Source organism: Nitrospiraceae bacterium (genome assembly GCA_019637075.1).
GTDB lineage: Bacteria > Nitrospirota > Nitrospiria > Nitrospirales > Nitrospiraceae > JAHBWI01.
The window spans coordinates 20747-32312 of the sequence record JAHBWI010000011.1 but is presented as its reverse complement, the minus strand read 5'-3'; the positions used below and the strand labels follow the sequence as shown (position 1 = coordinate 32312).

The window sequence follows — 11566 nt, the reverse complement described above, 5'->3', positions numbered from 1 at the left end:
CATGCCGTTTGATTTCTCCCCACGGCAACTTGATGTTGCGCACGTGTTTGTCGTCATGGTGCTGCGCCGTGATCGGAATCCCGTAGTCGTCCGGGCGGACGTACGGGTTGCTCGTCATGATCGCGTTCGGGAGGTAGGGCGTACATTCCGGCCCTTCCCGATGGACGACGAAGTTTTCGCCGTACTCGATCGCCTCCGGTTCGATCCGGTAGGTCTCGATCCGGCCCGACCGCGTCCACTGAGGTTTCGACTCGTTGGTTTCTTCCCAGAGCGGATGGCGCGGATAGGTGCGGCCCATGACCATCCAGCCCTTTTCCGACTTCAACATGACGTCGGCGCTGTATCCGTAGCAGGTTGAGCTGGCGTCCAGCATCCGCTGCGGGTACACATCGACGCGGTTCATATAGACGAAATGGAACACGCCGCGGAAGCGGGCATCGCCCGTTATCTCCGTCAACTTGGATGCGACACCGGCGAATGTGTCGGCATCGTTGCGGGTGTCGTACAACGGCCGGATGCCGCCCTTCCAGATCTGCACCCACGGATTGGACACCGTGGCCGTCATTTCCGGATAGGTGAATTCCATCCAGCTGTTGCAGGCAAACGCCACATCGGCGTGGTTGACGTCGGATGTCATCTCGATGTCCTGGGTCACGATCATCTCGATGTTCGGGTCGACGTTCTTCACCATGTCGTAGTGGTGTTTCGCGTTGTTCAGGATGTTCACATTCGTGACCCACCGGACCTTGCTGGGGCTCGGCATGTGGGTCTTGCCGGTGAACACCTTGCGTCCGTACTTCGGCGTGTTGACGATCAAGGCCGTGTCGCCGTGGTTCCAGTACCCGACCTCTTCGCCGTAGTAGTACGACTTGGTCTTGATTTCCTTGCCATGGGCATTGGGGTCCAACGTAAGGTTGAACGGATCTTCTCCCGTATGCACGGCGAGGCCGGCGCCGGACCACGGCACCGCGTTCCAGATGCCGGCTTTGTAGTTGCCGGACCAGGTGTGGCATCCGGTGCCGAACTTGCCGATATTCCCGGTCAGAGTGAGCACCATGGCTGCCGCACGCCCCATTTCCGTCATGTGGAAGTAGTGGCAGACGCCTTCGCCGTTGTGCATCGCGGCCGGCTTGACCGTGCCCGAGTCGCGCGCCCACCGGACAATGAGATCCTTCGGCGCCCGGGTGATTTGATGCGTCGTATCCAGGTCGTAGTCCTGGAGGTGGACCAAGTACAGCTGGTAGATCGACATGACGTCGACCTCCCGACCGTTCAAGAGCTTCACGCGGAACGTCCCGGTCAGGGCCGGGTCGATACCGCTGGCCTTGAAATGAACTCCGACCATTTCACGATGGATGGGGACCGCCTTGCCCTTGGCCAGATCCCACACCATCATCCCGCCGAGCCGCTCGATCTGGTCCGGCTTGAGGGATTGGATGCGTCCGGAATAGCTCTTGGAAAAATCCGGCAGCTTGTAGTCCGCGATGACGTCGCGCGGATCGAGGTATTGCAGCGTATCCGTGCGGACGAGAAGCGGGAGGTCCGTGAAATCCTTGATGTAGTCGATATCCTGCATGTTCTCGTCGAGAATGATCTTGCAGGCACCGAGGAAGTGTGCGGCATCGGTTTCTGGCCGCAGCGGAATCCAATAGTCGGCCCGATAGGCCGTCGGATTGTATTCCGGCGTGATGACGACGATCCGGGCGCCGCGCTCGATCGACTCGAGTTTCCAGTGGGCTTCCGGCATCTTGTTCTCGACGAAGTTCTTCCCCCAGCTGGTGTTCAGTTTGGAGAAGCGCATGTCGTTGAGATCGATGTCGCAGTTCTGCGTGCCGTTCCACCAGGGGTGGGACGGGTCCTGGTCGCCGTGCCAGGTGTAATTCGAGTAATACTTGCCGCCTTGCGCTTTATCCGGATCAACCTTCCGGATGAATGTGTCGAGGAGAGGCAGGCATCCGCCGTTAAACCTGGTGTTCATCATCTTGCCGACGATGCCCAGCACCGGCATGCCCGCGCGATGCTTGAAGCACCGCACGCCCGCGCCCTTCATCATCTCGATCATTTCCGGGGCATAGCCCTGCTCGCGCAACCGCCTCGCACCGGACTCCCCGCTGTACCGCGTCGCGATCACGATGCAGGCCTTGGCCACATACGTAAACGCCGTGTCCCAGGAGACCCGATTCATGTCGTCGAGGAAGCGGCTGTCGAATTTGTATTTGCGTTTGACGTCCGGCGTCAGCTCGGGGGAGCCGTCGTCCATCCACTGCTTCCAGCCCTTCCGCATTAACGGCCCCTTCAACCGATAGGGTCCGTACACGCGGCGATGGAAGGTGAACCCCTTCAGGCACATGCGCGGGTTGTGCGCGAATGTCCCGCGATTGCCGTAGAGGTCCTCATAGGTTTGGTGATCGTAGTTCTGCTCGACCCGCATGACGACGCCGTTCCGGACGAAGGCCCGGACGCGACAGCCGTGGGTATCATTCGGCGAGCAGCACCACGTAAACGACGAGTCATACCGGTACTGGTCATGGTAGACGCGCTCCCACGACCGGTCCGGATACTCGCCCAGCGGGTTCCCGACTTCCACGACCGGCTGCAGCGCGGTCAGCGCCAGGACTTTATCCGCCACGGCGATCGCCGCGACGGTTCCCACCGTCACTTTGAGAAATTGTCTCCGTGAAACGGAAACGTGCATAGCCAATACCTCCTTGTAAGGCAGATCAATGATTCATGGTGCTGTTCGTGCCATCGAGTCGGCCGGTCCGCAGAACATCTGTGATCACCTCCCTTCGCGTGGTCGGATGGAAACATCTCGTTGCGGAACCGGTTGTAATCGTGCGAACAGCGCATGACGGGGTATGGGAATATCAAGTGACGTGCCGCGGGTGAGGTCTCGCGCCAGCCGTCGTCGCGCGGAAGGAGACTGATGGAAATTCAGTATGTTGTGAAAATCGGCCGGAAGTCGACGGGCGCTTGGAAGGAATTGCGGCTTGGGCTCTGTCAGCAAGGGCTGACGCGCTGGTACATGCTCTTGGCTAAGTTATGGAAATGATGGGGCGATCTGGTGTCCGAAATCACGGACACTAGGGCTGGATTCGCCAATACCCACGCCAGACGAGGAGTTCAGCGGGTTTCGTACAACGCAGCGTCAGGATTTACTGACGTCCTGCCCGGCATCTTTGAGATAGCGCCGCATGATTTCATGAAAATAAGAGCGAGGGAGGCCGGCCTCCTGTGCGGCGTGGGTGACATTGCCGTGATGGATCGAGAGCTTGGCGGAGATGTATCGATGGTTGAATGCGGCGAGGATCTGCTCCTTGGCCTTCGCATATGGAAGGTGAAGGTAATCTTCCATTCCGTCCGCTCCTCGCCGGTCGGGAGACTGCAGCAGCCCTGAGACGTCTGTCACGGCGATTCGATTGCTCTTGGCCAGCATGACCGCGCGCTCCATGACGTTGCGGAGCTCGCGCACGTTACCGGGCCAGGGATAGGCAACCAATTCGGTGACGGCCGACGGATGAATATCGTCGGTGTGCTTGCTGAATTCCTTGGCATAGCGCGACATGAAATGCCGAGCCAAGACGGGGATGTCTTCCGGCCGTTCGCGCAGGGGCGGGACGCGGATGACCATGACGTTGAGCCTGAAAAACAGGTCCTTGCGAAATTCGTTGCGCTTGACCTTTTCGGCCAGGTCCTGGTTCGTGGCTGCGACGAACCGGACATTCACCTTCTTTTGCTGGGTGCTGCCGACTGCTCGAACCTCGCCCTCTTCCAGCACCCGTAGGAGCTTGGCTTGCAAGTTGGCGGGTAGGTCTCCGATCTCGTCGAGAAAGACCGTGCCGCGGCTTCCGGACTCGATCAGGCCGGTCTTGTCCGACACCGCCCCAGTGAATGCCCCGCGCACATGGCCGAAGAGTTCGCTTTCGACGGTGCCCTCGGCAAATGTCGTGCAGTCGACCACTTGAAAGGGGCCGTCACGCTCGGCGCTGCGCTCATGGATGGCCTTTGCGATCAACTCTTTTCCGGTACCGGTTTCACCGATGATGAGCGTGGTCGAAGGGACTTTGGCGATGGCTTCGATCATCTGCATCACGTTCTTGATCGGCGGGCTGACTCCGACCAGATCCTTGAACGGCATCGGCTGGCTGTCGGTCCCGTTGGGCTCGGTGTGCCGAAGAATATCGGCCATGCGCATGGCACGGTGGATGCGGGCGGCCAGATCCATCGCGTCGAACGGTTTGACCACGTAATCGAACGCGCCGTGGCGCATGGCATCGATTGCGGTATCGACCGCATTGACCCAGCTGACGACGATGACCGGGATGCGGCGGTTCATATCCTGGACCCGCCGGAGCAACTCGATGCCGCTCATCCCGGGTAACCGAACGTCCGTGATGATGAGGTCGATCGGTTCGTGGGAGAGGCGCTCCAATCCACCTTCAGCCGTTGCGTTGATCAATAATTCCACTTCCTCATCCTCATGGCGAGGCAGTTCGTGTTCCACGGCGCGAAGGAACATCTCGACGTCGCCGCCGTTGTCCTCGATCAACAGGATGGTGAAGGTTGAGGGCTTGGTCGTGGGCATGGCTAGCCTCTTTCAGCTTGATAGGACAGGTTGGAGAGCAGGGATGCAGATTGGGGCGAGCCAGTTCCACGTTCGGCGGACTTACCGCCGGGAACCGGGAGACGGAACTGGAATCGGCTGCCGATGCCTGGCGTGGAATCGACCCAGATGGCCCCCTCGTACTGTTCGACCACGGTCTTGACGATAGACAATCCGATGCCTGCGCCGGGGATATCGGCGGTGCAGAGCCGTTGAAACGGCTCGAAGATCCTTGCCGTCATCGCGGGATCGATGCCCATGCCGTTGTCGTCTACATAGATCACCGCGCCGTGCGGGGAGGGATCCCAACCGATGTCCACACGCGGATGCGGCTGCGTACCCATATATTTGATGGCGTTCCCGATTAAATTTTCCAGCACCTGTTTGAGGTGGATACGGCGGCAGGCCAGCCGCGGAAGATTGTCAGCAATCGTCACGGTTACCCTGGCCGCCTGGGCCAGGGGCGCGAGTAAATCCAGCACTTCCTTCACGACCGCCTGCGTATCGACGCTTTCCAACGGGCTGGGAACCGCCGTGATGCGAGCCAGGTCCAATGTGCGTTCCGCCAGCTGTGCGAGATCGCGTCCCTCCTTCTTGATCCATTCGAGATAGCGCCGTCCTTTGTCGTCCAGTCGGCTGCCGTAGTCCGATTCGATCCAGGATGCGAATTCCGCGACGCGGCCGGCTGGCGCCTTCACCTCGTGAGTCAGCTCCGCGACGTTGCGTTCGACGGCGTGCAGCTTCGCGCGGAGGAGATGTGACTCGGACTGCAGCGCGTCGAACAGCCGTGCATTCTCGATGGTGACCGCCGCATAGGCCGCGAATTGCTGCGCCAGCCTGATATCCCATTCGCTGAAGGACCGCTGGGTCCCAGTGCTCAGGAGGGTCAGCACGCCGATGCAGTCGTGCGGCCCGAGCAGCGGGACGGCCAGATAGCTTTGTGCTCCGAACTCGTCGCGAAAGTGAATCAGGCGATCATGGCAGCTGCCGACATCGGCGACCACGACCGGACGTTTGGTCTCGTACGCTTCGTTGGAAAATGGGGTTTCTTCGGTGAGGAGAATCTGTTTGCGGATGGTGTCGAAGGCTTGTCCTGATGCGGCCTCCACGATCCAACATTCCAAGACGGAGTGGCGGACCATAATGACGGCCATGTCTACCCGGACGAGGTCGGCTGCGCGGTCGACGATACGTCGCAGCACCTGCTCGATACCTCCGATGCCGAGTGTGCTGATCTCTTGGCCGGTCGCATGGAGCGCTTCCAGCTCCTCGATGCCCTGCCTGGTTCGCTGCGCCATATGTTCGAAAGTGCGGGCTAGGCGACCGAGCTCGTTCGACGACTGCACGGCAAGCGTGGTGTTCAGGTCTCCCGCCGCAAGCCGCTCGGCTCCCCGGGTCAGTTCCTGGAATGGTCGGCGGATCGTCCGGTGGAACAGGATGAAGGCGCCTCCCAGCAGTCCGGCCGACAGGATTAGAAAAAGAATTTGTAGGGCATAGAGGGTCTTCGTTCTCGCTGCGGCATTGCGTTCGAGGCTGTGCACCATGACCGAAAGGGCATCGACGAATTCATCGGCGTGCCGGAGGTATTCCTGCTGAGCCAGTTCCAGTTGCATCCCGGATGCTCTGGTTGCCGATTCGATCGACGGGCGGAGCTGCAGGTCCCAACGGTCTTGCAGCCCCTGAATCTGCCCCATCACCGAGGGCTCGATCTCGCCGATCGGGGCATGATCGGCCGTGCCGTATCGCAAGCCGGTCAGGACTTTCTCCCATCGTGCCGTTTCCTGGGTAATGAGGTCGCGAAGTGTCGCTTCCTGCTGGGGGGCCGACAGTTGCAGCAGCAGCGAAGCCAGCCGGTAGATACGCATCCGTTCCGTTCCGGCTTGATCGATCGCGGTACTGATTCCGATCAGCTGTGCCGCCATGTAGGAGGAAACGAGCAACAGGGCGCTGTACATGAGGAACACCAGGAGGAAGGTGGCACCGATCTGAGCGATCAACGAAGAGCGGAAGGTTCGGAATCGGCGCATAGATGCCGCTCGCCTCCGTGGTGACAAACCAACACTCCGTCCCGCGTGGCGGATGCGGGACGATCGGCTCGGGCCTAGATACCCTATCGTAGGAGGGGACCTATCGCTAATCAACCCCCCATCAACTTGCATCACTTCTCGAATAACAACATAAGATAAGCCAGAAACAGCAGCAGGTGGACGGCTCCGAGCAGGACGTTGGTGCGGCGCGCCGCAAACGTCAGCATGCTGAGGACGACCGTGAGGAGGAGGAGTGTCGTATCGACCTCGTCGAGCCCCAGGATGATTGTGGATCCTCGGAGGAAGCCGATGGTGAGCACGGCGGGAATCGTGAGGCCGATGCTCGCCAGGACGGAGCCGAGGAGGATGTTTACGGATCGTTGCAGCTGATTGGCCAAGGCCGCCCGCACGGCACCAAAGGATTCCGGCGCCAGCACCATCGCTGCGACCAACACGCCCCCCAATGCAGGCGGAGCTTGCCATTGATGGAGAAAGTAGTCGATCGGCACCGCGGCATGCTCGGCTAAGAGGACAAGCGGGACCAGATACCCCAGCAACAGGGCTCCATGGGCCCAGAGCGGTTTGGCTGGGGCGCCGTCCCGTTGCGGCTGTCGGGGAAACGCCCGTCCGGATCGCTTGGGGGCGAGAAAGTAGTCACGATGGCGTAGGTTTTGAATAGCCAGGAATACGCCATAGAGGCCCAGCGACATGACGATCAAGAACGCCGACAGTCTGGGTGAGTAGGTGGGACCCGGTGAGGAGAGCGTATAGTTCGGCATGACGAGTCCGAGGACTGCGAGCGGCACAATCACGGCCAGAAAGGCATTGGCCCCTTGCAGGTTATAGCTTTGCTCATGGTAGCGAAGCCCGCCGAGCACCAGCGAGAGGCCCACCATTCCGTTCAGCACGATCATCACCACCGCGAACATCGCGTCGCGTGCCAACGAGGGGTTGCCTGATTCCGTATACATGAAGGCGCTGATCATCACGACTTCGATGCCGGTAACGGAGAGGGTGAGGATGACGGTTCCGACCGGTTCCCCCAGCCTGGTGGCCAGGGCTTCGGCATGGTGGATGGCCGAGAAGGCCGAGGTCAGGATGGCAAACAGCAGCCAAGCCAATAGGGCCATGAGTTGGAGCGGACGGTCGAAGTCGCTGAGCCACTCGTCGCCGTATGCGACGAACAACAGGGCCGTCGTAATCGGGAGTATCAGCAGTGCTTGCCCGAACGACCCTGTTCTTTGGCCGGCGGGCGGGACCTCGGGGAGGGCTGCTGTGTCGGCCGGTTTGATCATGGTGATAGGAACTAGGGTGACCTGCGCGGCTCACTCATGGTTTCGACGAGCCCAATCGGATTCATGACGAGGCCCTCAGGCCGAGAATCCCGGCGACGATCAGGAGGAGGGAAATCAGGCGCGTGGCCGAGGCCGATTCAGCGAACAATACCATTCCCAGTACTGCGGTCCCGGCGATGCCGATGCCGGTCCAGATCGCGTAGCCCGTTCCAACGGGAATGCTTTTGAGGGCAAGGGCAAGCAGTCCCATGCTGGCGCAGATCGAGAGTATCGTGATCATCGAGGGCCACGGCCTGGTGAAGCCATCGGAATATTTCAACCCAACGGCCCACGCAACCTCGAAGAGCCCTGCCAGCACCAAGTATCCCCAGGCCATAGATTGGCTTCCTCCCTGCGGTCCACACAGCCGGGTCGCGTCGCTGCAGCAACCCGCCGGCCTTAATGCCGGTCGCGTCCGCTCTGCAACGCGAGCCCTTCCTCTGCCCATCCGGCCTCGCCCTCTCGCCCTTCCCCCTGTGGGGATGTCGGCCTGGTGTGGCTTTCATCCGACCGGTCGAGCCAGCGGTACAGCACCGGCAAGACGACAAGCGTCAACAGGGTGGAGCTCACTAGACCGCCGATGACGACGATCGCGAGCGGCCGTTGCACTTCCGAGCCGATGCCGTGGGCGACAGCCAACGGAACTAGTCCGAGTAAGGCCACCGTTGCCGTCATGAGCACCGGCCTGAGTCGCAGGAGGCAACCGGTCACCACGGCCTCGTGGCTGCTCAATCCATCCGCCCGCAGCTGATTGAAGTAGGACACCAGGACGATGCCGTTGAGCACCGCGACGCCGAACAGATTGATGAACCCGACTGAAGCGGGGACGCTGAGGTATTCACCGGAAAGCCACAGGGCGACGATGCCGCCGATCATGGCGAACGGTAGGTTCAGAATGATCAGCGCGGCGTGCCGGACCGAGTTGAAGGAGGCAAAGAGCAGCAGGAAGATCAGGCCGATGGTGATCGGGACGATGATTCTCAAACGAGCCATCGCCCGCTGCATATTTTCGAACGAGCCGCCCCACACGAGGTGATAACCGGACGGCATGGGTACCTGCGCCGCGATCTTGCTTTGGGCTTCGGCGACGATGCTTTCGATGTCACGGCCGAGTGTGTTGAAGCCGACGTAGATGCGACGCTGCAGGCCTTCTCGGCTGATCTGGGCCGGCCCTTCGCGCAATTCCACCGTGGCGAGTTCCCCCAGCGGGATCAGCGCTCCGGTGCCGGACGTCAACAGAATGTTGCTGATAGTCTGCACACTGTCGCGGTATTTCTCGGGATACCGGAACGTCAGGTCGAACCGCTTTTGTCCTTCATACACGACGGTCGCCGTTTCCTGGCCGATCGCGGTGGTAATGATTTCCCGAATATGTCCGACAGTGATGCCGTGCCGGGCGATCTTTTTCCGGTCGATGTCGATGGTGAGGTACGTTTGGCCGAAGAGCTGTTCGACGCGAACATCCCCGACGCCCTTGATGGAACTCATGATCCCCTGAATTTTCTCCGCCAGTGTCCGCAACATGGAGAGATCTTCCCCGAGAATCTTGACCGTGGCCTCGGATCGCACTCCGGAGAGGAGTTCGTCGACGCGTTGTTGGATCGGTTGGCTCAACAGGAAATTCGCGCCGGGAACCTGCTCGATCCGTTTCCGGATCGCATCGTCCAGTTGGGGTTTGGTCTTGGCCGTGGTCCATTCGTCCATTGGACGGAGTGTGACGACCGGGTCGCTGGCATTCGCTTCCTGGGGATCATTCGCGAGTTCGGACCGGCCGATCTTGGAAACCACCGACCGGACTTCCGGAAATTCCAGCACGGCCCGCTGCACGTCCTTTTCGATCTCGATGGACTTGTCCAGGGCGATGCTCGGATACCGGATGATCTGCGGCGTGATGGCGGCCTCGTTGAGGATCGGAATGAATTCCCCGCCGAGAAATGGGAATAGGGCGAGGCTGCCTCCCAAGAGTCCCACGGCGATGGCCAACACACCGAACCGATGCGTCATCGCCCACTGCAGTGTCGGTACGTAGAGCCGCTTGGCCCAGCGGAGCAAGAACGTGTCCTCCTCGCTGCCTCGCTCGAGCGCCAAGGCGCAGAGGACCGGAGAGAGTGTGAGCGACAGCGCGAGCGAGACCATGAGCGCGATGATGATTGTATAGGCGAGGGGCTGGAACATTTTCCCCTCCATGCCCTGGAGGGTGAGGATCGGCAGGAATACCAGGATGATGATCAGGATGCCGAACAGCACCGGTTGGCCGACTTCGCCCACGGCCGTCAGGATGGCTGCGGTCTTGTCGATCGGCTCGTTCCGGTGCTCGGATAGGTGCCGATAGACGTTCTCGACCACCACGACCGATCCGTCCACCATCATGCCGATGGCGATCACCAGTCCGCCGAGCGACATGAGATTGGCCGTCAGCCCGACCCGATCCATGATGATGAAGGTGACGAGCGGCGTCACGATCAGCGTGGAGGTGACGATCAAGGCGCTGCGCACGTTGCCTAGGAAGAGAAACAGGATGACGACGACCAGGACGATGCCTTCGATCATCGCCTTGTAGACCGTCTGGAGCGCCGCGGTGATGAGCTCGATTCGATCGTAGAAGGGCACGATGCGCAGGCCGTCCGGCAAGAGCTGCTTCTTATGGATGTCCTCGATCTTATCCTTGATCGATTGCACGACGTCGCGGGCATTGCCTCCGCGGAGCATCAACACGATTCCGGTGACGCCTTCGTGTTTGCCGTTCACGACCGCCGCTCCGTGCCGAACGGCATGGCCGATACGCACCTCCGCGACGTCCCTCACGAACACTGGGGTGCCGTGGGCTTCTTTGACCACGATGTTATTGATGTCGTCGAGCGTCTTGATCAAGCCGACGCCGCGCACGACATACTTCTCGGAATCCTTCTCGAGGATGTTGCCGCCGGCATTCGCGTTATTCTTGGCGACCGCGTCGAACACCTCGTGTAGCGCCAGGTCGTACTTCCGCAGCAGGCCTGGTTCCACGATCACCTGGTATTGCTTGACGAATCCGCCCAGCGAGTTGACGTCGACCACGTCCGCCAGTCCCTTCAGCAACGGTCGGATGGTCCAATCCTCCACCGTTCGACGCTCGAGAAGGTCCTCTTCCGTCATGACGAAGCCCGGCTCATTGTCGCGCGGGCCTTCCAAATAGAACTGAAAGATTTCCCCGAGACCGGTCGTGTTGGGTACGAGCTGGGCTGTGGAACCGGGCGGCAACTGTTCCTGAATCTCGAGCACCCGTTCGAGGACGACCTGTCGCGCCAGATAGACGTCGATGTCGTCGCGGAACACGGCCGTGATCATGGACAAGCCCACCTTGGAGAACGATCGGATGTCCGTGAGCCCGGGCGCCCCCATGAGTTGCAGTTCAAGGGGGAAGGTGACGAACTGTTCCACCTCTGCCGGTGACATGCCGGGCACTTTCGTCACGACCTGGACCAGCACCGTCGTGACGTCGGGAAATGCGTCGATGGCGATCGTATGGAAGGCGTAGAGCCCTCCGGCCATGAGGAGGCAGGCGAGCGCGACCACGATCACGCGTTGCCGCAGCGAAAAGGCCACGAGGGAAGACAGCATCA

The 11566-nt window shown here is 60.6% G+C and carries 6 protein-coding genes; all 6 read right to left on the bottom strand.

The window, feature by feature from the left end; genetic code table 11:
• The coding region (locus KF814_18550) for a molybdopterin-dependent oxidoreductase (GenBank protein ID MBX3238153.1) at positions 1–2695 on the bottom strand (2695 nt) is incomplete at its 3' end.
• 453 nt (positions 2696–3148) lie between these two features.
• On the bottom strand, positions 3149–4585 hold the full coding sequence (locus KF814_18545) for a sigma-54-dependent Fis family transcriptional regulator (protein ID MBX3238152.1): 1437 nt from the start codon (positions 4583–4585) through the stop codon (positions 3149–3151).
• 2 nt (positions 4586–4587) lie between these two features.
• Positions 4588–6630 (bottom strand): GAF domain-containing protein, encoded by a 2043-nt coding sequence (locus KF814_18540; GenBank protein ID MBX3238151.1) that lies wholly within the window; start codon positions 6628–6630, stop codon positions 4588–4590.
• A 131-nt stretch (positions 6631–6761) separates the two neighbouring features.
• The gene (locus KF814_18535) at positions 6762–7925 is read right to left on the bottom strand and encodes a calcium:proton antiporter (protein MBX3238150.1); all 1164 of its coding nucleotides are present in this window, start codon (positions 7923–7925) and stop codon (positions 6762–6764) included.
• Positions 7926–7986: 61 nt separating this feature from the next.
• A complete protein-coding gene (gene sugE, locus KF814_18530; protein MBX3238149.1) occupies positions 7987–8301 on the bottom strand; it encodes a quaternary ammonium compound efflux SMR transporter SugE in 315 nt (104 codons plus the stop codon).
• Positions 8302–8363: 62 nt separating this feature from the next.
• A complete protein-coding gene (locus KF814_18525) occupies positions 8364–11564 on the bottom strand; it encodes an efflux RND transporter permease subunit (GenBank protein ID MBX3238148.1) in 3201 nt (1066 codons plus the stop codon).
• Positions 11565–11566 lie beyond the last annotated feature (2 nt).

Coding starts and splice junctions, on each gene's coding strand:
- sugE (MBX3238149.1), bottom strand. CDS start 8,301: ATGGCCTGGGGATACTTGGTGCTGGCAGGGCTCTTCGAGGTTGCGTGG.
- KF814_18545 (MBX3238152.1), bottom strand. CDS start 4,585: ATGCCCACGACCAAGCCCTCAACCTTCACCATCCTGTTGATCGAGGAC.
- KF814_18525 (MBX3238148.1), bottom strand. CDS start 11,564: ATGCTGTCTTCCCTCGTGGCCTTTTCGCTGCGGCAACGCGTGATCGTG.
- KF814_18540 (MBX3238151.1), bottom strand. CDS start 6,630: ATGCGCCGATTCCGAACCTTCCGCTCTTCGTTGATCGCTCAGATCGGT.
- KF814_18535 (MBX3238150.1), bottom strand. CDS start 7,925: ATGATCAAACCGGCCGACACAGCAGCCCTCCCCGAGGTCCCGCCCGCC.